The sequence below is a fragment of the Bacillus inaquosorum KCTC 13429 genome (assembly GCF_000332645.1).
Lineage (GTDB): Bacteria > Bacillota > Bacilli > Bacillales > Bacillaceae > Bacillus > Bacillus inaquosorum.
The window spans coordinates 797830-822130 of the sequence record NZ_AMXN01000001.1 but is presented as its reverse complement, the minus strand read 5'-3'; the positions used below and the strand labels follow the sequence as shown (position 1 = coordinate 822130).

General features: G+C 42.7%; 26 protein-coding genes. 20 read left to right on the top strand and 6 right to left on the bottom strand.

What is annotated here, in order from left to right; all coding sequences use genetic code 11:
* Positions 1 to 5 precede the first annotated feature (5 nt).
* The 3 genes from rlbA to dnaA form a co-directional block, all read right to left on the bottom strand.
* Positions 6 to 221 carry a ribosome maturation protein RlbA gene (rlbA, locus tag BSI_RS16690; RefSeq protein WP_003236655.1) on the bottom strand — a complete coding sequence of 72 codons (216 nt, stop codon included), beginning with the start codon at positions 219 to 221 and terminating at the stop codon, positions 6 to 8.
* 131 nt (positions 222 to 352) lie between these two features.
* On the bottom strand, positions 353 to 1489 hold the full coding sequence (gene dnaN / locus BSI_RS16695; RefSeq protein ID WP_003236654.1) for a DNA polymerase III subunit beta: 1137 nt from the start codon (positions 1487 to 1489) through the stop codon (positions 353 to 355).
* A gap of 188 nt (positions 1490 to 1677) precedes the next feature.
* Positions 1678 to 3018, bottom strand: coding sequence for a chromosomal replication initiator protein DnaA (dnaA, locus tag BSI_RS16700; protein WP_003236652.1), 1341 nt, complete (start codon positions 3016 to 3018; stop codon positions 1678 to 1680).
* A 626-nt stretch (positions 3019 to 3644) separates the two neighbouring features.
* On the opposite strand from dnaA, the gene rpmH reads away from it, so the two are divergent.
* The 8 genes from rpmH to noc all read left to right on the top strand — a co-directional run bounded on the left by rpmH (position 3645) and on the right by noc (position 11139).
* The gene (gene rpmH, locus BSI_RS0120810) at positions 3645 to 3779 is read left to right on the top strand and encodes a 50S ribosomal protein L34 (RefSeq protein WP_003178075.1); all 135 of its coding nucleotides are present in this window, start codon (positions 3645 to 3647) and stop codon (positions 3777 to 3779) included.
* Positions 3780 to 3931: 152 nt separating this feature from the next.
* Positions 3932 to 4282, top strand: a complete 351-nt coding sequence (rnpA, locus tag BSI_RS16705; RefSeq protein ID WP_003236647.1) for a ribonuclease P protein component — start codon at positions 3932 to 3934, stop codon at positions 4280 to 4282.
* A 144-nt stretch (positions 4283 to 4426) separates the two neighbouring features.
* On the top strand, positions 4427 to 5212 hold the full coding sequence (gene spoIIIJ / locus BSI_RS16710; RefSeq protein WP_080010902.1) for a YidC family membrane integrase SpoIIIJ: 786 nt from the start codon (positions 4427 to 4429) through the stop codon (positions 5210 to 5212).
* The gene (jag, locus tag BSI_RS16715; protein ID WP_003236644.1) at positions 5209 to 5835 is read left to right on the top strand and encodes an RNA-binding cell elongation regulator Jag/EloR; all 627 of its coding nucleotides are present in this window, start codon (positions 5209 to 5211) and stop codon (positions 5833 to 5835) included. The genes spoIIIJ and jag overlap by 4 nt, the downstream gene beginning before the upstream one ends.
* A 311-nt stretch (positions 5836 to 6146) precedes the next feature.
* Complete coding sequence (gene mnmE / locus BSI_RS16720) at positions 6147 to 7526, top strand: tRNA uridine-5-carboxymethylaminomethyl(34) synthesis GTPase MnmE (RefSeq protein WP_003219255.1); 1380 nt, start codon at positions 6147 to 6149, stop codon at positions 7524 to 7526.
* 20 nt (positions 7527 to 7546) lie between these two features.
* The gene (gene mnmG / locus BSI_RS16725) at positions 7547 to 9433 is read left to right on the top strand and encodes a tRNA uridine-5-carboxymethylaminomethyl(34) synthesis enzyme MnmG (protein ID WP_003236641.1); all 1887 of its coding nucleotides are present in this window, start codon (positions 7547 to 7549) and stop codon (positions 9431 to 9433) included.
* A gap of 13 nt (positions 9434 to 9446) precedes the next feature.
* Entirely contained in the window at positions 9447 to 10166 is a 720-nt protein-coding gene (gene rsmG, locus BSI_RS16730; protein WP_003236640.1) for a 16S rRNA (guanine(527)-N(7))-methyltransferase RsmG, read from the top strand.
* Between the two features lie 121 nt (positions 10167 to 10287).
* A complete protein-coding gene (gene noc, locus BSI_RS16735; protein ID WP_003236638.1) occupies positions 10288 to 11139 on the top strand; it encodes a nucleoid occlusion protein in 852 nt (283 codons plus the stop codon).
* Positions 11140 to 11189: 50 nt separating this feature from the next.
* On the opposite strand, the gene BSI_RS16740 is transcribed toward noc, so the two are convergent.
* A complete protein-coding gene (locus BSI_RS16740; protein ID WP_003236637.1) occupies positions 11190 to 11630 on the bottom strand; it encodes a PH domain-containing protein in 441 nt (146 codons plus the stop codon).
* A gap of 243 nt (positions 11631 to 11873) precedes the next feature.
* Between BSI_RS16740 and soj the strand changes: the two genes are divergently transcribed.
* Together soj and spo0J are read left to right on the top strand one after the other, a co-directional pair.
* A complete protein-coding gene (gene soj / locus BSI_RS16745) occupies positions 11874 to 12635 on the top strand; it encodes a sporulation initiation inhibitor protein Soj (RefSeq protein WP_003219244.1) in 762 nt (253 codons plus the stop codon).
* A complete protein-coding gene (gene spo0J, locus BSI_RS16750) occupies positions 12628 to 13476 on the top strand; it encodes a stage 0 sporulation protein Spo0J (protein WP_003236635.1) in 849 nt (282 codons plus the stop codon). The genes soj and spo0J overlap by 8 nt, the downstream gene beginning before the upstream one ends.
* Positions 13477 to 13513: 37 nt before the next feature.
* Here the strand turns inward: spo0J and yyaC are convergent, their stop codons facing one another.
* Positions 13514 to 14131, bottom strand: coding sequence for a spore protease YyaC (yyaC, locus tag BSI_RS16755; RefSeq protein ID WP_003236633.1), 618 nt, complete (start codon positions 14129 to 14131; stop codon positions 13514 to 13516).
* A 429-nt stretch (positions 14132 to 14560) separates the two neighbouring features.
* Here yyaC and BSI_RS16760 point away from each other — a divergent pair, with 429 nt between their 5' ends.
* The 10 genes from BSI_RS16760 to BSI_RS16800 all read left to right on the top strand — a co-directional run bounded on the left by BSI_RS16760 (position 14561) and on the right by BSI_RS16800 (position 22647).
* The gene (locus tag BSI_RS16760) at positions 14561 to 15577 is read left to right on the top strand and encodes a YkvI family membrane protein (RefSeq protein WP_003236628.1); all 1017 of its coding nucleotides are present in this window, start codon (positions 14561 to 14563) and stop codon (positions 15575 to 15577) included.
* A gap of 93 nt (positions 15578 to 15670) precedes the next feature.
* Positions 15671 to 15877 (top strand): DUF951 domain-containing protein, encoded by a 207-nt coding sequence (locus BSI_RS16765; protein ID WP_003219236.1) that lies wholly within the window; start codon positions 15671 to 15673, stop codon positions 15875 to 15877.
* Between the two features lie 50 nt (positions 15878 to 15927).
* Entirely contained in the window at positions 15928 to 17931 is a 2004-nt protein-coding gene (locus BSI_RS16770; protein ID WP_003236626.1) for a molybdopterin-dependent oxidoreductase, read from the top strand.
* A gap of 126 nt (positions 17932 to 18057) precedes the next feature.
* The gene (gene ychF / locus BSI_RS16775) at positions 18058 to 19158 is read left to right on the top strand and encodes a redox-regulated ATPase YchF (protein WP_003236624.1); all 1101 of its coding nucleotides are present in this window, start codon (positions 18058 to 18060) and stop codon (positions 19156 to 19158) included.
* Between the two features lie 110 nt (positions 19159 to 19268).
* The gene (gene rpsF / locus BSI_RS16780) at positions 19269 to 19556 is read left to right on the top strand and encodes a 30S ribosomal protein S6 (RefSeq protein ID WP_003236622.1); all 288 of its coding nucleotides are present in this window, start codon (positions 19269 to 19271) and stop codon (positions 19554 to 19556) included.
* Between the two features lie 40 nt (positions 19557 to 19596).
* Positions 19597 to 20115 carry a single-stranded DNA-binding protein SsbA gene (ssbA, locus tag BSI_RS16785; RefSeq protein WP_003219228.1) on the top strand — a complete coding sequence of 173 codons (519 nt, stop codon included), beginning with the start codon at positions 19597 to 19599 and terminating at the stop codon, positions 20113 to 20115.
* A 43-nt stretch (positions 20116 to 20158) separates the two neighbouring features.
* A complete protein-coding gene (rpsR, locus tag BSI_RS0120805) occupies positions 20159 to 20398 on the top strand; it encodes a 30S ribosomal protein S18 (RefSeq protein WP_003219224.1) in 240 nt (79 codons plus the stop codon).
* 60 nt (positions 20399 to 20458) lie between these two features.
* A complete protein-coding gene (xth, locus tag BSI_RS16790; RefSeq protein WP_003236620.1) occupies positions 20459 to 21217 on the top strand; it encodes an exodeoxyribonuclease III in 759 nt (252 codons plus the stop codon).
* A 58-nt stretch (positions 21218 to 21275) separates the two neighbouring features.
* A complete protein-coding gene (ccpB, locus tag BSI_RS16795; RefSeq protein WP_003236619.1) occupies positions 21276 to 22211 on the top strand; it encodes a transcriptional regulator CcpB in 936 nt (311 codons plus the stop codon).
* A gap of 55 nt (positions 22212 to 22266) precedes the next feature.
* On the top strand, positions 22267 to 22647 hold the full coding sequence (locus tag BSI_RS16800; RefSeq protein ID WP_003236616.1) for a VOC family protein: 381 nt from the start codon (positions 22267 to 22269) through the stop codon (positions 22645 to 22647).
* Between the two features lie 73 nt (positions 22648 to 22720).
* Here BSI_RS16800 and BSI_RS16805 read toward each other — a convergent pair whose 3' ends face one another.
* On the bottom strand, positions 22721 to 24076 hold the full coding sequence (locus tag BSI_RS16805; RefSeq protein WP_003236613.1) for an MFS transporter: 1356 nt from the start codon (positions 24074 to 24076) through the stop codon (positions 22721 to 22723).
* Positions 24077 to 24301: the final 225 nt, after the last annotated feature.

Genomic DNA, 24301 nt, shown 5'->3' with positions numbered 1-24301 from the left:
CCGCTTTAATTGACGACTTGAAATGAACCAAATCCTTCAATCTCTACCACATCTCCAACATACAGCTTTCTGCCGCGGCGGTTGTCCGGCTCGCTGTTCACAAGCACTTCATGCTCGCTTAAAAACCACTTTGCCATACCGCCTGACTGAATCACATCGGCTAATTTCAAGAATTGTCCGAGTGTAATCATCTCTGTATCAATTGAAATCGGATTTGCCATTATATCGACCTCTTTCAAATATCACTAATATCTAATTGTACTAAAAAAAAACGAATTAGGGAAAGGGAAAACTTGTCGGAGCAGATACCGAATAGAAAAGCTGCCGAGCGGGTCGGCAGCAGTGTATCGGATTAATAGGTTCTGACAGGAAGGATAAGCTGTACAATCGTTTCATCATTCGGCGTGCGAATTAAGAAAGGTCTCATTGCCCCTGTAAAGCTTACGCGTATTTCTGCTCCTTCAAGCACCTTTAGTGCATCCAGCATATATTTTGGACTAAATGAGATATTTAATTCCTCACCCTCAATTTGATCTGCAAGAATCGCTTCCACAACTTTACCGATTTCTGGTGAGTTAGACGAAATCTCAATGGATTCAGCAGGTTTTGCAGAAAGCTTCACCACGTTGTTGCGTCCCTCTCTGGCTAAAAGAGATGCACGATCAATCGCCTGAAGGAATTCTTTTGTGTTCACGATGATTTCGGTTTTGCTGTCTTGCGGAATCAGGCTGGTTGTATCTGGATAATTTCCGTCCAGAAGCCGCGAGAAGAACAAGACGTTTTTCGCTTTAAACAGAACTTGGGTTTCTGTAATGACGATATCTACAAGTTCTTGGTTATCATCCAAAATCTTGCTGAGTTCAGTTAAGCTTTTTCCCGGAATCACGACGTTATAAGATCTGTCTTCTGGAATATCAAGTTTTGCTTTTCTTAATGCGAGACGGTGACTATCCGTCGCAGTGCATAATAATTCACTTTGCTCCACTTTCCAGTTTACACCTGTCAAGATGGGGCGTGTTTCTGAGGTGGACACCGCGAAGACTGTTTGTCTGATTAGATTTTTTAACAAATCAGTTGGAATTTGAATCGCATGATGCTCTTCGATCTGCGGCAAGTGCGGATACTCATCAGCATCAAGCCCGTTTAGATTAAATTCAGCTTTGCCAGAACGGATAATCGTCAAATACTGATTTTGCACTTCGATTTCTACAGTTGCCATCGGCAGTTTTTTTACAATTTCACTAAAGAAGCGGGCTTGTAAAACGATGCTTCCGGGCTGTTCTATTGTGACGATTTCCTTATCTCCTTCTTCTTTAGGAATGAAGGATTCAATAGAAATATCTGAATCGCTTCCTGTAAAGGATACGCCATCATCTGATGCAACGATTTTAATACCAGTCAAAATGGGAATCGTAGTTCTGGATGAAACTGCTTTTAATACATCTTGGACACTTTCAACAAGACGATCTTTTTGAATCGTGAATTTCATTTTTATCCTCCTAACGGATAATGTATTAATATATATATTTTAAAAAAATAGTAGAAGTAATAGTAGGGCTTGTGGATTTGTGGATAAGTTGTGAAAAAGACAGGAAACACAGCCTATCCACATGTGGACAGACTGTGCATGACTTCTGAAAAGTTATTCACACTTTCCCCGAATAATCCCCGGACCTGCTATTTAAGCTGTTCTTTAATTTCTTTTACATGCTGCTGAAGCTGTTCATCGTCTGCCAGCAGTTTTGAAATTTTTTCGTGCGCATGAATAACGGTCGTATGGTCACGGCCTCCAAACTCTTCACCGATTTTAGGAAGAGAGGAATCAGTCATTTCCCTTGATAAGTACATGGCGATTTGACGCGGGAAAGCTACTGATTTCGTCCGTTTTTTTGCTTTGAAATCCTCGAGTTTAATATTAAATTGCTGGCCTACTACCCTCTGAATTTCTTTTATCGTAATGACTTTCGGTTTTGAAGAAGGAATAATATCTTTCAACGCCTCGGCGGCCAGATCAGCATTAATATCTTTATTAATTAAGGATGAGTAAGCAACAACTCTGATTAATGCTCCTTCAAGTTCCCGAATATTGCTGTCGATTTGATTTGCGATGTAAAGCATAACCTCGTTCGGAATATCGAGCCCTTCCGCTTTGGCTTTTTTTCTTAAAATCGCAATTCTCGTCTCCAAATCAGGCGGCGTGATATCTGTAATCAGGCCCCATTCAAAACGTGAACGCAATCTGTCTTCAAGTGTCGGAATTTCTTTTGGCGGTCTGTCACTTGAAATGACGATTTGTTTGCTTTCTTCGTGCAATGTGTTAAATGTATGGAAAAATTCTTCCTGGGTCTGTTCTTTCCCCGCTAAAAATTGAATATCATCTATCAAAAGCACATCAACATTTCGATAGCGATTGCGGAAATCGACGGCTTTATTATCTCGGATAGAGTTGATGAATTCGTTAGTAAATTTCTCAGAAGACAGATAAACCACTTTGGCAGAAGGATTATGATCTATTACATAATGGCCGATTGCATGCATTAAGTGTGTTTTCCCTAAGCCGACGCCCCCATAGATAAATAAAGGGTTGTATGCTTTCGCGGGTGCTTCCGCTACCGCAAGAGAAGCTGCGTGTGCAAATCGGTTTCCAGATCCGATGACAAAAGTATCAAAAGTATATTTTGGATTGAGCATATTTTGGGGAAAATCAGATGTTTCTTCTTTAACCGCTTTTTTGACTTGCGGTTTCGGCATGAAGTCTTCAACATCTTGATTTTGAGGAATGACAAACTTAATGCTCAATTCTTCCCCGGTTAGCTCATATATAGTATCTGCAATAAGATGCAAGTATCTGGACTCCAGCCAGTCTCTGGCAAATTCATTAGGAGCAGTGATCGTCAATGTATCTCCCTGCAGTGAGTGGGCTTTAGTTGATTTCATCCAAGTCTCGAAACTCGGTTTGCTCAACTTTTTTTCGATTTGAGCAAGGGCTTGATTCCATAGGTCTAATATATTTTCCATCTTCCGGCACGTCCCTCCTTTTCATAGAAAATGGTGTCTTTCTCTGTTATAGAACACAAAAAAAGAGCAAATGGCGCTTGCCATTCGTACACATTAAATGTTGAAAACATATAATATAGTAGATAAATAGCTTTTCGACAAATTTCACAACTTGTGGACAACCTTCTACACAAGCTGTGTGAAAACAATCCACAACTTATCCACACTTTGTGGATAAAGAGGAAAGGTGAGATTAGTAATCAAGAGTTAAAACACAAATATAATACCAGAATAAATGAGAGCTTGCAATGGTTGTCACAATCTTATCCACAAAGCGGACAACCTGTTGAAAAAATCTTGTCCACAGGGGTTGGTAATGTGAAAATATTGTCGATAACCTCTGTGGATATTAAAAAAAGGCGAAAAAGATATCCACATTCGTGATTTTAGGGGGAAATTGTTTGGATTTGACTTTTTTTCGTTAAATTAAGGAATCTGAAAAATAAGGTTTCGAAAGTTGAAAAGGTATGGTATCCTATTATGGTTGCAAGAAATAAAAGCACTAGTGAAGTTGACAATGAATAGGTAACGCAAATATAATAAGTAAGACTGTCTTTAACAGCTATTCCTCGAGGGAGGTGTCATAAATGAAAAGAACATTCCAACCGAATAACCGTAAACGCAGTAAAGTTCATGGCTTCAGAAGCCGTATGAGTTCAAAAAACGGTCGTCTAGTTTTAGCACGCCGTCGCCGCAAAGGCAGAAAAGTATTATCAGCTTAGGCCACTGAATAATGTCAGTGGTCTTTTTTCACGTTATGGGAAAAGATAGATGTGATGCGTAAGGAACCGGGGCATGCTTCCTGGTTCTGATGCATCTCATTGTCATCATACATTTTTAAAAGTTTCTGCCAGCCAGTATCGGAGTGAGTCAATTGAAGAAGCGAAATCGTTTAAAGAAAAATGAAGACTTTCAAAAAGTGTTTAAGCAGGGGACATCCGTTGCGAACCGCCAGTTTGTCTTATATACGCTAGATCAGCCTGAAAACGATGAGCTGCGTGTCGGGCTTTCCGTCAGCAAAAAAATTGGCAACGCTGTGATGCGAAATCGGATCAAACGTTTGATTCGGCAGGCCTTTCTTGAAGAGAAAGAGAGACTGAAGGAAAAGGATTACATCATTATTGCCAGAAAACCGGCGAGCCAGCTGACATATGAGGAAACGAAAAAAAGTCTGCAGCATCTATTCAGGAAGTCTTCTTTATATAAGAAATCCTCGTCAAAGTAGGCATTGCCACTGCTTTCTTACAACTTTTAAAAGCGCTTCCTTTCTGGTTGATCAGAAAAAGACACCATTTAAAACTGAAAGATGCTAAAATACATACAAGTATGCTTTGCAATAAAAGAGTGTAGAGATTAATTATAGGAGGAAATGTTGTTGAAAAGGAGAATAGGGTTGCTATTAAGTATGGTTGGCGTATTCATGCTTTTGGCTGGATGCTCGAGTGTGAAAGAGCCGATCACTGCAGATAGTCCGCATTTTTGGGACAAGTACGTAGTATATCCATTGTCTGAGCTCATTACGTATGTAGCGAAATTGACGGGAGATAACTATGGACTTTCAATTATTCTTGTTACCATTTTAATTCGTTTATTAATTTTACCGCTGATGATTAAGCAGCTGAGAAGTTCGAAAGCGATGCAGGCTTTACAGCCGGAAATGCAAAAGCTTAAAGAAAAGTACAGCTCAAAGGATCAAAAAACACAGCAAAAGCTTCAGCAGGAAACAATGGCTTTATTCCAAAAGCATGGGGTCAATCCGTTGGCGGGATGTTTCCCGATTTTAATCCAGATGCCGATTTTAATTGGATTCTATCATGCGATCATGAGAACGCAGGCGATTTCAGAGCATAGTTTCTTGTGGTTTGACTTAGGAGAAAAAGATCCTTTCTATATTCTTCCTATCGTTGCCGGTGTCGCTACATTTGTTCAGCAAAAGCTGATGATGGCGGGCAATGCGCAGCAAAATCCGCAAATGGCGATGATGCTTTGGATTATGCCGATTATGATTATCGTATTTGCGATCAACTTCCCGGCGGCACTTTCTCTTTATTGGGTAGTCGGTAACTTGTTTATGATTGCGCAAACTTTCCTCATTAAAGGACCTGATATTAAAAAAGATCCTGAACCGCAAAAAGCTGGAGGAAAGAAAAAGTGAGGAATGTGACTGCTGCAGGGCGAAATGTCGATGAAGCAGTACAATCCGGGTTGCGAGAGCTGGAATTAACGAAGGATAAGGTTGAAATTACCGTTATTGAAGAGGGAAACAAAGGGTTTCTCGGTATTTTCGGTAAAAAGCCGGCGGTCGTAAAGCTGGTTGAAAGGATTGATCCGATTCAGCAAGCGAAGTCTTATCTTCAGACGATTGCCGAAGCCATTGCAGGGAAGTCTGATGTGACTGTTCAAGAAAGCAAAAAGACAGTACGTTTCCATATAACAGGTGAAAAAGCGGCATTGTTGATTGGGAAAAGAGGACAAACCTTAAATGCCCTTGAAACTTTGACGCAGCTTGTCCTTAACCGTAATCCAGGCCAATATAAAAATGTGACGGTAGATGCAGAAAACTATCGTTTAAAAAGAAAAGATACACTGAGCCAGCTGGCCATCAGGCTTGCAGACCAGGTTTTGAAAACGAAAAAAGCAGTACATCTGGAACCTATGCCGTCCAGTGAAAGAAAAATCATTCATGATACTCTTTCTGGATATGCAAATCACCAGATCAAAACGTATTCAATGGGTGAAGGTGAAAATCGCCATCTCGTTATTTCCCATAAAAGATAGCATAAAACCGAAGTCCGGTAAAAATCGGATTTCGGTTTTTTTGTATGAGAAAAGTCTATTTTTCCTAGTAATATCAAGCTTTTGCCGTTTAAGTTTTTTCTTTTTAGGTGTATCCTGTTGATAAAAAGGAAGTTCAGGAAATAAAATTAATTGTTATTCACATGTGGATAAGTTAAAGTAATAGGAGGCGAATTCCTAATTCTGTGGATAACACATCTTCCACTTCGAACCAAACTATGTTATCTTTTAGTTTTGGCATAATAAAAATTTTTTTATATAGATGAAAGTATAAGTAAAGAGAGGTGAACAGCATGGATACAATTGCAGCAATTTCCACACCGATGGGTGAAGGCGCGATTGCGATTGTACGGTTGAGCGGACCAGAAGCAATTCAAATCGCAGATAAAATTTATAAAGGACCGAAGGGAAAAACACTCAGCTCGGTCGAATCACATACGATTCATTATGGTCATATCGTAGACAGACCTTCGGATCGTGTCGTTGAGGAAGTAATGGTATCAGTGTTAAAAGCACCGAGAACTTTTACACGTGAAGATGTCATCGAAATTAACTGTCACGGGGGAATTGTGACTGTGAACCAAGTGCTTCAGCTCGCATTGAGAGAGGGAGCGAGACTTGCAGAGCCGGGTGAATTTACAAAACGCGCATTTTTAAACGGCCGAATCGATCTTTCACAGGCGGAAGCGGTTATGGACTTAATCAGAGCGAAAACGGATCGGGCAATGAACGTCGCTATGAATCAAATGGAAGGGCGTCTTTCTGCTTTGGTGCGCCGTTTGCGCAGTGAGATTTTAGAAACGCTCGCTCATGTTGAGGTGAATATAGATTATCCGGAGTACGATGATGTAGAGGAAATGACGCATCAGCTTTTGGTTGAAAAGGCAACCGCTGTGAAAAAAGAAATTGAGGCGCTGCTGAGGACTTCTGAGCAAGGGAAAATCTTGCGTGAAGGTCTTTCTACTGTCATTATCGGCCGGCCGAATGTGGGAAAATCATCTCTTCTGAACAGTCTTGTTCATGAGGCGAAAGCCATTGTGACCGATATTCCCGGAACGACTCGGGATGTGATTGAGGAATACGTTAATGTAAGGGGCGTTCCGCTTCGGCTGGTTGATACAGCAGGTATTCGTGAAACAGAGGATATTGTAGAACGAATCGGTGTTGAACGTTCTCGCCAGGTTCTAAAGGAAGCGGACCTGATTTTACTTGTGCTTAATTATAGTGAAGAGCTTTCTGAAGAAGACGTGAAGCTTTTTGAAGCCGTTGAGGGCATGGACGTTATCGTGATTATGAATAAGACTGACCTTGAGGCGAAGATTGACAGTGAGCGTGTCCGTGAGCTTGCCAATGGACGTCCTGTTGTTACGACATCTCTATTAAAAGAGGAAGGCATCAATGATTTGGAAGAAGCGATTCAATCGCTGTTCTATACGGGTGCCATTGAAAGCGGGGATCTGACTTATGTCAGCAACACACGTCATATCTCTATTTTACAGCAGGCCAAACGTGCCATTGAAGATGCGCTTAGCGGCATTGAACAGGATGTCCCGATCGACATGGTGCAAATCGACCTTACAAGATGCTGGGAGCTTTTGGGCGAAATTATCGGAGATTCTGTCCACGAAAGCTTAATTGATCAGCTCTTTTCGCAATTCTGTTTAGGAAAATAATAAAAGGAGGAACTAGAATCATGGGGTATGAAGCAGGCCAATACGATGTGATTGTGATTGGCGCCGGGCATGCCGGTGTTGAGGCTGCCCTCGCATCTGCACGCCAAGGCGCCAAAACGCTTGTCTTGACCATCAACTTAGATATGGTTGCATTTATGCCATGTAATCCGTCTGTCGGCGGCCCCGCAAAAGGGATTGTCGTCCGCGAAATTGACGCGCTCGGCGGAGAAATGGGCAGAAACATCGATAAAACGCATATTCAAATGAGAATGCTGAATACTGGAAAAGGTCCTGCGGTCCGTGCATTGCGTGCTCAAGCAGACAAATTCCAATATCAGCACGAAATGAAAAATACGCTTGAAAAAGAACCAAACTTAACATTGCTGCAAGGAATTGTGGAGCGGCTGATCGTTGAAGACGGCGAATGCCGCGGTGTGATTACACAAACCGGCGCGCATTATCGTGCGAAAGCAGTTGTCATGACGACTGGGACATATTTAAGAGGACGAATCATTCTTGGTGATCTGTCTTACTCAAGCGGTCCGAACAACCAGCAGCCTTCTATTAAGCTTTCTGAGCATTTGGAAGAACTGGGCTTTGACCTTGTTCGTTTTAAAACAGGTACGCCGCCTCGCGTCAAAAGCGACACGATTGATTACAGCAAAACGGAAATCCAGCCTGGTGACGATGTGCCTCGCGCTTTCTCATATGAAACAGTGGAATATATTACAGATCAGCTTCCTTGCTGGCTGACATATACAAGCCCTGAGACACATGAGATTATTGACAGCAACCTGCACCGTTCACCAATGTATTCCGGTATGATCAAAGGTACGGGCCCAAGATACTGCCCGTCCATTGAAGATAAAGTTGTCCGTTTTAATGATAAACCACGTCACCAAATCTTCCTTGAGCCGGAAGGCAGAAATACGCAGGAAGTCTATGTCCAAGGTTTATCTACAAGTCTTCCAGAAGATGTACAGCAAAGAATGCTTGCAACGATTCCGGGTCTTGAAAACGTGCAAATGATGAGAGCCGGCTATGCGATCGAGTACGATGCGATTGTACCGACACAGCTATGGCCGACACTTGAAACGAAAAAAATCACAAACCTGTTTACTGCAGGCCAAATTAACGGAACATCCGGTTATGAAGAAGCCGCGGGACAAGGAATTATGGCAGGAATCAATGCAGGTCGAAAAGCGCTTGGAAAAGAAGAAGTGATTCTGAGCCGTTCTGACGCCTATATTGGTGTTCTGATTGATGACCTTGTGACAAAAGGAACCAATGAACCATACCGTCTATTGACATCTCGTGCTGAATACAGACTGCTTCTTCGTCATGACAATGCTGATTTGCGTTTGACAGAAATCGGACACAGCATTGGATTGATTTCTGATGAGCGCTATGCAGCTTTTGAGAAGAAAAAAGCGGCAATTGAAGCGGAGAAAAAACGTCTGCATTCTGTGATTATCAAGCCGTCTCCGGAAAATCAAGAGTATATCCGTTCTCTTGGCGGAAGCGAATTGAAAGATGGCATTCGCGGCACAGACTTGATGAAACGTCCTGAAATGAACTATGAAACAGTCACTAAACTGGCGCCGCCAGAAGTGCCGGTTCCGCAAGACGTGGCAGAACAAGTAGAAATCCAAGTGAAATATGAAGGATATATTGAAAAATCTCTTCAACAAGTGGAAAAACTGAAGAAGATGGAAAATAAAAAAATTCCGGATCGAATTGATTATGACGCAATTAAAGGGATCGCGACTGAGGCGCGTCAAAAGCTGAAAAATGTGCGTCCTTTGTCTGTTGCCCAAGCTTCCCGCATTTCCGGTGTAAACCCGGCGGACATTTCAATTCTATTGGTGTATTTAGAGCAGGGACGCATTGCGAAGATAGCCGAATAGAAAGGATGACGGCATGAATATTGAAGAATTCACTTCTAGTTTGGCGGAAAAAGGGATCTCCCTTTCTCCCCGTCAGCTGGAACAATTTGAGCTGTATTACGACATGCTGGTTGAATGGAATGAAAAAATCAATCTGACTTCAATTACAGAGAAAAAAGAAGTGTATCTTAAGCATTTTTATGATTCCATCACAGCCGCTTTTTATGTCGACTTCAATCAAGTGAACACGATTTGTGATGTCGGAGCGGGAGCGGGTTTTCCGAGTCTTCCGATTAAAATATGCTTTCCGCACCTCCATGTCACAATCGTGGATTCACTAAACAAACGGATTACGTTTTTAGAAAAGTTGTCTGAAGCTTTGCAATTGGAGAATACGACATTCTGCCATGACAGAGCTGAAACATTCGGACAGCGGAAAGACGTACGGGAAAGCTATGATATTGTGACGGCGCGAGCAGTTGCAAGACTATCTGTTTTAAGTGAACTTTGCCTGCCTCTGGTAAAGAAAAACGGTTTATTTGTTGCTTTAAAAGCCGCATCAGCTGAAGAAGAACTGAATGCAGGCAAAAAAGCGATCACGACGCTTGGGGGAGAACTTGAGAATATCCATTCCTTTAAGCTGCCTATTGAAGAAAGCGATCGTAATATTATGGTGATACGCAAGACAAAAAATACACCTAAGAAGTATCCAAGAAAACCGGGAACTCCTAATAAATCGCCAATTGAAGGGTAATTTAGACAGCCTGATATGACAATACCATCATATTTTCATCAAAATTGATGGATGTACAGCAGGAAAAACCATGAGAAAATAGAATTATAAAAATGGCAGTTTTTAAAGGTGGTGTAGGTACATGAAGCATTCATTCTCTCGTTTCTTCGGGCTTGGTGAGAAGGAACAGGAACCGGAGATTGCTGAACAAGAAACAAACAAAGAAGAGATTCTGGAAATACCGGTAAATGCTATCGTTCCCAACCGTTTTCAGCCACGCACCATTTTCTCAGATGAAAAAATCAAAGAGTTAGCAATGACCATTCATACACACGGCATTATTCAGCCGATTGTTGTCAGGCATACAGAAGAAGAAGGCCAATACGAACTCATTGCAGGTGAAAGACGCTGGAGAGCGGTGCAATCGCTCGAGTGGGAAAAGATTCCGGCTATTATTAAGGATTTTTCCGACACGGAAACCGCTTCTGTGGCGTTAATTGAAAACTTGCAGCGGGAAGAACTGTCTTCTATTGAGGAAGCGCATGCCTATGCTCGGCTTCTTGAGCTGCATGACTTAACACAGGAAGCACTCGCACAGCGTTTAGGAAAAGGGCAATCCACAATTGCGAATAAGCTGCGGTTATTAAAGCTGCCTCAGCCGGTACAAGACGCGATTATGGAGAAGAAAATCACTGAGCGTCATGCCAGAGCGCTGATTCCGCTGAAACAGCCTGAGCTCCAAGTCACACTGCTCACAGAGATTATTGAGAAAAGCTTAAATGTAAAGCAGACGGAAGACCGCGTGGTGAAAATGCTGGAGCAAGGTCAGAGAAAACCAAAGCCGAGACGCAAAGCGTTCAGCAGAGATACAAGAATTGCAATGAACACGATTCGCCAGTCACTTTCAATGGTTGAAGACAGCGGTGTAAAATTGAATACGGAAGAAGAAGAATTTGAAGAATATATTCAATTAACGATTCGCATACCAAAATAAAAGCTCTCCTGATAAGCAGGAGAGCTTTTTGTGTTTGTGGTAAAAGGAAATTAATTACTTTTACTGAATGTTGTTATATTAGAATTCTTTTCTTCGAGCTTGTGGATAAATTCTTCAGTATTTTGCGGTGAAATCACTGCATGTCCCCATCCCCCCTGATAATATATCGTGATGGCATGACGAGAGCCGATCAGACGAAAACCTGACCACAGCTTCTTTTTTTGAACCACTTTTTCGATTTTTTCGTAAGGAATTTGATGTTTGATCAGTCCGGCTTTAATGATCAGGTGGTGCTCCTTCAATACATATTTCAGGTCAATAAAGCTCCAAATGATGAGCACATTTAAAAGAGTCAGCAGAGCAAAAATGATCCAGCCTGAAACCCTTACATTTCCCAGTACAAAAGGAACAATGGCATCCGCTTGTATCAGTAATATGAGAAACACAATCATCAGCGTAACGGGTATATCTCTTTTTGTTTTATAAACCATATTCTCACCGTCCTGTACGTTCTGCACTGTAACTTCTTCTTTTTTTCTTTAAGAAATTCCTTTTTTAAGTCAAAAAAACATAGAAATTGCAGAATTTATAAGAGAAAGCATATGACGTGCTTGAATTTTCAATTATTTCCTTTCTGAATTGGAACAAAATGATGAAAAAAATGAAACGCTTTAATCTTTTTTTGATAGAATAGAAGCAAGATAGTACATGTTCATGTGAAAGTAGGTGACATCGTGGGAAAAATCATAGCAATTACGAACCAAAAAGGCGGAGTCGGCAAAACAACGACGTCTGTCAACCTTGGGGCATGTTTGGCTTACATAGGGAAAAGGGTTCTGCTGGTAGATATTGATCCGCAGGGAAATGCGACAAGCGGATTAGGGATTGAAAAAGCCGATGTAGAGCAGTGTGTGTACGATATTTTAGTAGATGATGCAGATGTAATAGATATTATTAAAGCAACGACAGTAGAAAACTTGGACGTGATTCCTGCGACGATTCAGCTTGCTGGAGCTGAAATCGAGCTGGTTCCGACGATTTCAAGAGAAGTGAGACTGAAGAGGGCGCTTGAAGCAGTAAAGCAGAATTATGATTATATTATCATTGATTGTCCGCCGTCATTGGGACTGCTGACGATTAACGCGCTTACTGCCTCAGATTCCGTTGTGATTCCTGTACAGTGCGAATATTACGCCTTAGAGGGGCTCAGCCAGTTATTAAATACAGTACGCCTTGTGCAAAAGCATTTGAATACTGATTTAATGATTGAAGGAGTATTGCTGACAATGCTTGATGCCCGGACCAATCTCGGCATTCAAGTGATTGAAGAGGTTAAAAAATATTTTAGAGATAAAGTATATAAGACGGTTATTCCACGTAATGTCCGTCTGAGCGAGGCACCGAGCCACGGAAAACCCATCATTTTATACGATCCGCGGTCAAGAGGTGCGGAAGTATATTTAGATTTAGCAAAGGAAGTGGCTGCGAATGGCTAAAGGCCTTGGAAAAGGGATTAATGCGTTGTTTAATCAGGTCGATTTGTCTGAAGAGACTGTTGAAGAAATTAAAGTTGCCGATTTACGCCCTAATCCTTATCAGCCAAGAAAACACTTTGATGACGAGGCATTAGCTGAACTAAAAGAATCCGTGCTGCAGCATGGCATTCTCCAGCCGCTTATCGTCAGAAAATCTTTAAAAGGCTATGATATTGTTGCGGGTGAACGGCGTTTTCGTGCGGCAAAGCTGGCGGGTTTAGACACGGTTCCGGCGATTGTCCGTGAATTATCAGAGGCATTAATGAGAGAAATTGCTTTACTGGAAAACCTTCAGCGTGAAGATTTATCGCCGCTTGAAGAGGCTCAGGCCTATGACTCTTTGCTGAAGCACTTAGATCTCACACAAGAACAGCTTGCCAAACGTCTTGGCAAAAGCAGACCGCATATTGCGAATCATTTAAGATTGCTGACATTGCCAGAAAACATTCAGCAGCTTATTGCCGAAGGTACGCTTTCTATGGGGCATGGACGCACGCTTCTTGGCCTGAAAAACAAAAATAAGCTTGAACCGCTTGTACAAAAGGTGATTGCAGAGCAGCTCAATGTTCGTCAGCTTGAGCAGCTGATTCAGCAGTTAAATCAGAATGTTCCACGTGAAACAAAGAAAAAAGAACCAGTGAAAGACGCAGTTCTAAAAGAACGGGAATCCTATCTCCAAAATTATTTTGGAACAACAGTTAATATTAAAAGACAAAAGAAAAAAGGCAAAATCGAAATTGAATTTTTCTCTAATGAAGATCTTGATCGGATTTTAGAGCTATTGTCTGAACGTGAATCGTAAAAAAGAAACCATCTTTCCAGCGAAGATGGTTTTTGTTTTATATTCGCCCAGTGAGCCGTTGCAGCGGGCTAAGGCGTTCCTGCCTCCACTCTGTTCGATCTGTTAAACTCAATCCTTCAGCAAGAACATTTGCCATATTCATGACCAAGTGCAGCCTTGTATTTTGTAAAACAAAGTATTCCATAAAACCACTCACATTCACAATTCCGTTAATATGAAGATCTCCTACTTCAGGCAGGTCTTTTTGCACTCCGGCTCCGGGCTTTAATGGCCCGTCTCCGATTTGAAACGATCCTACACTTTTGACGCGTCCTAAGCATGCATCGACTGCTATAATAAATGGATTTTTATGTAATTTTTGAATGTCATTGATTTTATCTTTCATATTCACAGCATGGACTGGGTCAGATAAGGTGCCATAGACATGAAATCTGCTGAGCTGCATCTGTTTGAGTTTCATTCCTACGAGCGGGCCTAATGAATCACCGGTTGAACGGTCTGTTCCGATACAAACCACGACAATTGGTTTGCCGGCAGCTTTACGTAAGGATGATGAAAGGATGGTTTGGATTTGTTTTGCTGCAGCTGCATCTGTATGTGAAACATATTGCTTTACTCGTTCCTGAGAGGAAAAAAGCCCGCCTTTTCGATTCATAGGTTTCACTTCCTTGTTATAGTAGGTAACAGAATAGCTATGGTGTGTATGTAGATAAGTAAGGTTGTTTACAGTATATCCAGCAGTGCGGTCTTTTATGCTTTGTGTATGGTGCCGGATATTTTTTGAAATAGAGGGCATGAGTGGTTGGCTGCCGGACATTTATTTTTCGGAGGCATCGGGTATCTGGATGAAGATGCATACAAAGGAATGTTAGAACAAGTGAAGAATGAGGTTCATTCCTTATTTCCGCGGACAAATTAATATCGAGTTTTCGACTGCCTGCATTGGCAGTCTTTTTTTTATGTGTATTTCGTATGATAATTTCACCTTGTGGTCAATGTCTATGAAAATATGGCATTTTTGCTTTCTGTTATTTATATAGTAACAATAACAGGAACAAGCAGAACTCTGTGCTATGAGGTGATGATGTTGTGGAGAGCCGGAATGAAGTGGATGCTGCTCATATTAGGAAGCCTGATCGGGGCCGGATATGCGAGCGGTCAGGAGATATGGCAGTTTTTTGGGGCGGAAAGCGGACTTGCTATTGTGCTGTTTACAATCATGTTCATTTTTTCGGCTTATATTGTGATGAAAATCAGTTTTAAGGTTCAATCCACTCATTTTCTGCCGGTTCTGGAACATTTGATGGGACCATGGCTGGCGAAAATTTATGATGTCCTCATCGTTTTTTATTTGTTTTCGACGACTATGGTGATGATTGCCGGAGGCGGTGTGACCCTGCAAATGTACAAGCTTCCTTTTTGGTGGGGAATCGCGCTGATTTGCATCGTGACAGTGTGCTTGTTTTTCTGGGATGTGAAAGGAATATTATCAGTAAATGGCTTTTTGATACCTGTTTTAGTAGCGGGGCTGCTGTATGCGCTGATCTCCTTTCAGAGCACCCATCACCATACATGGACGATAGATTTGACTCGGCAGTATAACTGGCCTGCGAGCATTACGTTTACCTCTTTAAATATCCTTTCAGTTGTCGCGATTTTATCCTCCGTTGGGAAAGAAATGAAAGGACTCGGGGAAGCGAAAATCGCAAGTGTGGCAAGCGGACTTATTTTTGGCGTAATCTCTTTTGTTTATAATGAAACGTTAGTGGATCTGGCGGGCTCCCTTTCTCAGTTTGAAATACCGTTGTTTGCCGTTCTGGAGGGGGCGCCTTATTTCCTTTTTTTATGTATGACGGCGGTGCTGTGCCTGGCGATTTACACGACGACGGTGGCTGGTTTGCTGGGGCTGTCCAGCCGGCTGATGGCGTTTGTTCATATGCCGAGATGGATGATTGTGTTGATCCTGTTAGCGTTGATGGTGCCTTTTACTTCTTTCGGATTTTCTGATTTAATCGCGTTCTTGTACCCGATATACGGGATGCTAAATTTATATTTGTTAGTTTGTCTGCTGTTATATCCTATTTTAAGTAAATGGAAATAAGAGGATATCTTTCTTTTCGGATATCTTGATTGCTCTTATGATCGGTTTTTTTGTACAATAGTTACAGCAGTTTATGAAAAGAGGTGAAGGGTCTTGGCGGATAAAGACTTTGGCCTGAATGATATCGTAGAAATGAAAAAACCGCATCCATGCGGAGCGAACAGCTGGAAAATTATACGCATGGGAATGGATATTCGAATTAAGTGTGAGGGATGCTCTCACAGTGTAATGATTCCGAGAAAAGAATTTGAAAGAAAACTAAAAAAAGTACTAGTCAAGCATGAGGAGCCTACTTCGTAAAAAGGCCTGCACTCATGCTTTTTCATATAGTAGGTAAGGAGAAGACGGCGATGAGCAAAGTGCATCAGTCAGCATGTCCGCTGAATTGCTGGGACAGCTGCGGTTTTTTGGTGACTGTTGAAGACGGAAAGGTAACAAAAGTGGACGGAGATCCAAACCATCCGATTACGGAAGGCAAAATCTGCGGCCGCGGCAGAATGCTTGAGACAAAAACAAATTCGCCTGAACGGCTTCGCTATCCGATGAAAAAACAAAATGGCGAGTTTGTGCGGATTTCCTGGGAGCAGGCGCTTGATGAAATTGCCGATAAGCTTCGGGAGATCAAGGAAACGTCAGAAACGACTGCTGTTTTGCACAGCCATGATTATGCGAATAACGGTTTGTTAAAAGCGCTAGATCAGCGTTTTTTTAATGGATATGGCGGCGTGACTGAAATCGTCGGAAGCATATGCTGGGGCTCCGGTATCGAGGCGCAAAGCTGGGATTTCGGCCGATCGTATGGGCACGGCCCCCTTGATATTTACAACAGCAAACATGTTGTTGTGTGGGGAAGAAATGTATCCAGAACGAATATGCACTTATACCATCATTTGCAGCAGGTGAAGAAAAAGGGTGCCACGCTTACAGTGATTGATCCGATCTTCAACCCGACTGCCAAGCTTGCAGACCGCTATATCTCTGTAAAGCCGGGAATGGACGGCTGGCTTGCGGCAGCTGTTTTGAAGGTTCTGATTGAGACAGGAAGAACGGATGAGACGTTTATTTCTGAGCACTCTGTCGGTTTCGATGATGTAAAAGAGCTTTTGAACACCGTTTCCTTAGAAGAGTTTATTGTGAAAACAGAAGCATCTATGGAGGAGCTGGAGTATCTGGCCGGTTTGTATGCTGACGGCCCGGTGTCTACTTTTATGGGGCTTGGCATGCAGCGATATAAAAACGGCGGCGAAACGATTCGCTGGATTGATGCACTTGTTGCGGCAAGCGGAAATGTTGGAATTAAAGGCGGCGGCGCGAATTTCGGTAACGTTCAGATCGGTGAGAGCTTTGCAAAAACGAAGCTTACGCTGCCGGAATTAAAAACAGCATCACGCTCATTCTCAATGATGACACAGGCTGAAGAGGTGTTGACGGCTGCTGATCCAGCGATTGAGATGATTATCGTGACGTGCGGAAATCCGCTGACTCAGGTGCCGAATACCAATAAAGTTAGACAAGCGTTTGAAAAAGTGCCGATGACGGTGGCGATTGATTCTATTATGACAGATACGGCAAAGCTGTGTGACTATGTCTTGCCGACAGCCACTGTTTTTGAAGAAGAGGATATCTACTATTCCAGCATGTATCATCATTACGTTCAGTACGGGAAGAAGCTTGTGGAGCCGCAGGGTGAAGCGAAGTCGGACAGTTGGATCTGGTCAGAGCTTGCAAAACGCCTTGGATTTGGCGAACTGTTTGAATACAGTACTGAAGAATTTTTGGAGATGGGGCTTTCTTCATTGGAAGCAGAGGATGTGACACTAGAGCGATTGAAAGAAAAAGGCCACCTCCCTCTTCCAGTTAAGCAGGTGCCGTGGGATGATTATAAATTTTTGACGCCGAGCGGAAAATTTGAATTTACTTCGTCGTTAGCTGAGGAAAAAGGGTTGAGCGGCTTGCTTCAATTAAACGTGCCCGAAGAATCTGTTTTCCATAATGAGGAGTTGGCTGGAAAGTATCCTTACACGCTTTTGTCCATTCACCCGCAGCGCTCTAATCATTCGCAGCATATACCGTTTATTGAAAAGCTTCAGCATATTCAAGTGGATATTTCTCCAGATATAGCAGCTGAGCAGGATCTTCAGGATGGAGACGAGGTTGCTATCTATAATGACCGCGGGCGCTTGACGGGCAAGGTGAAAGTGATGAAGCAGGCTCACCCGAAGACGATTAATATAGATGAAGGCATGTGGGCGGCTTTTGGAGGTTCAGTCAATGCACTGACAAATGATACAAATTCCGATAATGGAATGGGAAGTACGCTTTTTGACTGTTTAGTAGGCTTGAAAAAAGCATAATCAAAGGACTTGGCAGGCTGAAAATGCAGTTTTGTCAGCTTGTCTTTTCCAGTGAACCTCCTTATAATTGCTCTAGGTTCAAAATACGTTTAGACAATGACGGTTTTATATAGAGGAGATGAAAGAATGGCTTTAACAGCTGGAATTGTTGGTTTGCCAAACGTCGGGAAATCAACACTATTTAACGCAATTACACAGGCCGGTGCTGAATCAGCCAACTACCCGTTCTGTACGATTGATCCGAACGTAGGGATTGTAGAAGTACCGGACGAACGTCTGCAAAAGCTGACTGAGCTGGTCAAACCGAAGAAGACTGTGCCGACTGCTTTTGAATTTACTGATATTGCCGGTATTGTAAAAGGCGCATCTAAAGGAGAAGGTCTCGGCAATAAATTCCTTTCTCACATTCGCCAGGTTGACGCGATTTGCCACGTTGTCCGCGCTTTTTCTGATGATAATATTACACACGTTTCCGGAAAAGTTGATCCGATTGATGATATTGAAACGATCAACCTTGAGCTGATCCTCGCTGATATGGAAACGGTTGAAAAGCGGATTACACGCGTCAGCAAACTTGCGAAGCAAAAAGATAAAGACGCTGTATTTGAGTTTGAGATTCTGTCTAAACTGAAAGAAGCGTTTGAGAATGAAAAGCCTGCACGTTCTGTTGAGTTTACTGAAGAGCAGCAAAAGCTTGTAAAGCAGCTTCATTTACTGACTTCGAAACCTATTTTGTACGTGGCGAACGTAAGTGAAGATGAAGTGGCTGATCCGTCTGGCAATGAAAATGTAGCGAAAATTCGCGAGTACGCTGCCGGCGAAAACGCGGAAGTTATCGTTGTGTGTGCGAAAATCGAATCGGAAATCGCTGAGCTTGAAGGCGAAGAAAAGCAAATGTTCCTGGAAGAGCTGGGCATTGAAGAATCAGGTCTTGATCAGCTGATCAAAGCGTCTTACTCCCTTCTTGGCCTTGCAACATATTTCACAGCCGGAGAACAGGAAGTCAGAGCTTGGACATTCAAAAAAGGCATGAAAGCCCCTGAATGTGCAGGAATTATTCATAGTGACTTTGAGCGCGGCTTCATTCGTGCTGAAACTGTTGCTTATGAGGATCTTCTTGCGGGCGGCGGCATGGCAGGAGCCAAAGAAGCAGGAAAAGTCCGTCTTGAAGGAAAAGAGTATGTGGTTAAAGACGGAGATGTTATTCATTTCCGATTTAATGTATAGGATGCAGTTGTAAAGGGACAAGAGCTTTGGTATAATATAAAATTGTGAGTAATAGAATTATTGCTCCTTGCCCATTATGGGCCGCTTAGTCCAAAAGGAGGTGCAAACAGATGAGAAAGTACGAAGTTATGTACATTATCCGCCCAAACATTGACGATGAGTCTAAAAAAGCAGTTATCGAGCGTTTCAACAACGTTCTGACTTCTAACGGTGCGGAGATCACTGGAACAAAGGATTGGGGTAAACGTCGTCTTGCTTACGAAATCAACGATTTCCGCGACGGTTTCTACCAAATCGTAAACGTTCAATCTGACGCTGCGGCAGTTCAAGAATTTGACCGTCTAGCTAAGATCAGTGACGATATCATTCGCCACATTGTTGTTAAAGAAGAAGAATAAGCAATTTTGAAATATATAATGGTAAAAGGTGGTCTTTCTTATGCTTAACCGAGTTGTATTAGTCGGAAGACTGACAAAAGACCCAGAGCTTCGTTATACGCCAAACGGTGCGGCTGTTGCTACGTTTACTCTTGCTGTGAATCGTACATTTACGAACCAGTCCGGAGAACGTGAGGCCGATTTCATTAATTGTGTCACTTGGAGAAGACAAGCCGAAAACGTTGCAAACTTCCTGAAAAAAGGAAGCCTTGCAGGCGTAGATGGCCGTTTACAAACAAGAAACTATGAAAACCAGCAAGGACAGCGTGTCTTCGTGACTGAGGTCCAAGCTGAAAGTGTTCAATTTCTTGAGCCGAAAAACGGCGGCGGTTCTGGTTCAGGTGGATACAACGAAGGAAATAGCGGCGGAGGCCAGTACTTTGGCGGAGGCCAAAATGATAATCCATTCGGAGGAAATCAAAACAACCAGAGACGCAATCAGGGGAACAGCTTTAATGATGACCCATTTGCCAACGACGGCAAACCGATTGACATCTCGGATGACGATCTTCCATTCTAATGAGATTATCACCTAAATTGAAAAAGAAAGGAGGGAAATGACAATGGCAGGAGGACGCAGAGGCGGTCGTGCGAAACGCCGTAAAGTGTGTTATTTCACTTCTAACGGTATCACGCACATCGACTACAAAGATGTAGATCTTCTTAAAAAGTTTGTTTCTGAGCGCGGTAAAATTTTACCACGTCGTGTAACTGGAACAAACGCTAAATACCAACGTAAATTGACTGCAGCGATCAAACGCGCTCGTCAAATGGCTTTACTTCCGTACGTAAGCGGTGAGTAAGCTTATACGTAAAGAGCAAGGACCTTCGGGTTCTTGCTCTTTTTTATAGGGGGATGAAACATGAAGCTGATTTCTTGGAATGTAAACGGCCTGCGGGCTGTCATGAGAAAGATGGATTTCCTCTCTTATCTGAAGGAAGAGGATGCAGATATCATATGTCTTCAGGAAACAAAGATACAGGACGGCCAGGTTGATCTCCAGCCTGAAGGCTATCATATGTATTGGAATTATGCAGTGAAAAAAGGATATTCCGGCACGGCTGTTTTTTCAAAACAAGAGCCGCAGCGTGTCATGTACGGTATCGGAATAGAAGAGCATGACCAAGAAGGCAGAGTGATTACGCTGGAATTTGAAAACATGTTTGTGATGACCGTTTACACGCCCAATGCGAAAAGAGGTTTGGAGCGGATCGATTACCGCATGCAATGGGAAGAGGATTTATTATCTTATATTCTTGAATTGGATCAGAAAAAACCGGTCATTTTATGCGGCGATTTGAATGTAGCTCATCAGGAGATCGATTTGAAAAATCCAAAGGCAAACCGGAATAACGCTGGATTTTCTGATCAAGAAAGAGGGGCATTCACTCGTTTCTTAGAAGCTGGCTTTATTGACTCATTCCGTCACGTCTATCCTGATCTTGAAGGTGCTTATTCGTGGTGGTCGTATCGTGCCGGTGCCCGGGACAGAAATATCGGATGGCGCATCGATTATTTTGTTGTGTCCGAAAGGCTTAAGGATCAGATTGAGGATGCCAGCATATCAGCGGATGTCATGGGTTCCGACCATTGTCCTGTTGAACTTATGATCAATATATGATGAGATAGCAGTAAGGAATTTACACTTACTGCTTTTTTATATGAAAAAGGAGAAAGAGATGGCAAACATAAAAGAGATTGCAAGACTGGCAAATGTATCTGTTTCGACTGTTTCGCGTGTATTGAATCATCATCCGTATGTGTCTGAAGAAAAGAGAAAACTTGTTCATCAAGTCATGAAGGAATTAGATTACATACCAAATCGAACCGCAATCGATCTCATTCGCGGGAAAACCCATACGGTCGGTGTGATTCTGCCTTATAGCGATCATCCCTGCTTTGATAAAATCGTAAACGGAATCACTAAGGCGGCTTTTCAGCAAGAGTATGCAACGACCCTCCTCCCCACCAATTATAACCCCGCTATTGAAATCAAATATTTAGAGCTGTTAAGAACAAAGAAAATAGACGGTCTCATTATTACATCCCGCGCCAATGACTGGGACAGCATTTTAGCATATCAGGAGTATGGGCCGATCATCGCTTGTGAGGATACCGGAGACATTGGTGTCCCATGTGCGTACAACGACAGAAGAGCTGCTTATGCAGAAAGCTTTCGCTATTTAAAGAGCCGCGGACATGAGAATATCGCTTTTACGTGTGTCAGAGAAGCCGACAGGAGTCCGAGCACGGCTGACAAAGCTGCGGCCTATAAAGCCGTCTGCGGGAGCCTGGAAGACCGTCATATGCTGTCCGGTTGCAACGATATGAATGACGGTGAGCGGGCAGCTGAGCACTTTTATACGAGCGAACGGGTTCCAACGGCTATCTATGCAAATAGTGATGAAGTGGCAGCTGGAATTCATGTATTTGCCCAAAAGAATAAATGGGATGTTGAAATCATTGGCGAGGGGAATTCTTCTATCAGCCGTGTTCTTGGTTTTCCGTCGCTTGATTTGAATCTTGAGCAGCTCGGCATCGCAGCATTCTCTCTATTTTTGCAGGATGAACCCATTGATATAAAAATTCAGCATCAATTCGAGAAAAAAGCTTGAACTGAAATGCATTTCATACCTTATAACTTCATTGAAGGTGAAGGAGGAGGAAGAAATGCGGATTGAACATACAGCGATCTGGGTCAAAGATTTAGAGCGAATGAAGGCTTTTTATGAAACGTATTTTAATGGAAAAGCGAATGATTTGTATCATAATGAGAAAAAAGATTTTAAGTCTTATTTTATTACGTTTGATTCCGGAGCAAGGCTGGAAATTATGAAAAAAGGAAATGTGACTGATCCGCCTTCACAAACGATGACAGGCTGGGCGCACATTGCCTTTTCTGTTGGAAGCCGGGAGAAGGTTGATGAACTGACTGATCGATTGAAGAAGGATGGTTTCGCAGTAGTCAACGGCCCAAGGACAACTGGAGACGGTTACTATGAAAGTGTGATTGAAGATGATGAAGGAAATTTGATTGAGATTACAATTTGACATTGCGGAAACCCTGCGAGGATGTTGAAGGAATTGTAGTAAGATCAGTGCGGCAGATCCGCACTGACTTTTTTTAAATCTGTTTTGCATTCGTATTAGGGCCGAAGCAGATTAACAGCACGGAGCATGCGAGCCAGCAGCCGCCGATAAATAAGAAGACGCTGACATAGCCGAGCTGAACGGCGATAAACCCGACGAGCAATGAGCCGAAAATGTTTGAAAAGCGGCCGAGGCCATAGGCTAAACCGCTGCCAGACGAGCGGTATTCAGTCGGATAAGGTTCTGACGTATAAGCGTATAAGTTCGAGGTGAAAACCCGTTCCGTGATATTGACGATAAAACCAAACACAATAATCATGATCGGAATAAAAGTCATGCCATATAAGAGACCGGCGATGGCCGTCAAAAACGCGCTGGCGGCTAAAATCCATTTTCTCTGAAACTTTTCAGAAATCATCGAACCAAACAATGCGCCAAGAGGAGCGCCGACGGAGTGCAGTACGTTATACCACAATGTATTTTCCATTGTAACGCCATTGCTTTTTAGCAGGCTGGGAACCCATGAGGCAAATCCGTAAAATCCAAACGTTTCAAAAATCCATACAGCAGATAAAACGATGGTGATTTTGAGGTTTCTTCCTTTCAATAATCCTGCGTAACCCGCATGTTTCTGAACAGTTTCGCTTACTTTAGGCTGAGCTGGTGCCGGAAGCGGGCCTTTCTCCTGTTCAACCTGCTCCTCAATTCGATTGAGGATCGCATCGGCTTTCGCATATTCACCGCGATTTTCGTGCCAGCGGGGTGACTCTTCCAGACGGCGAATAAAGAAAAAATAAATAAGGCCGACGGCACCCCATACAAATACAAGCCTCCATCCCCATGAACCGAGCGGAATGACAAAGGCAGACACAATATTGGTGATCGGAACGCCGATCAATCCAATCATGGCACAGAAAGAAATATATTTTCCGCGGACACTGGAAGGGAAAAATTCCGCCAAATAGCTATTGGTAATGACCATGGCCGCTGCGACACCAAACCCGGTGAGAAAACGGAAAGTCATTAAAGACGGGATGTCCCATGCTGCTGCATTGCATAGCGATGCGATTGAGAAAACGAACACAAAAAGATTTAAGGCCTTTTTTCGGCCAATTCGATCAGACAGCCTTCCTCCCAGTGATGCGCCTAAAAACATGCCTAAAAACGAAGCCGCCGTTACATTGGCAATGGTTGAAAGCGGGATGCCCCAATGCTCGATCAGTGCCGGCGCTACATTGCTGAGGGTAAATAAATCTGCAAGATCGAAGAAATAAACAATGCCGAGAGCGGTTAATACTTGGAAGTGAACGCGAGAAATCGGAAGGCGGTCTAAACGATTCGCTGCGTTTGAGAAAGGATGTGTGTTCTTCTGTTTGAAGATCGTATTCATAAAAAACCCCCTTTTGAGTAGTAAGAAAAGACTGAAAATTCCCCTCTTGGGAATATTATAAGTATCTTGATTCATTGGCGACAGAGTTCAAATCACTAGATGGAAGAACTAAATTCGCACTTTTTATGTTCATTTTGCTAAAAAGATTTCCAAAACAGTAGATTCATAGACCAAATTATGCAAATATATAGTAATATTCTCATTGAAAGGAAGAGACATAGAAGG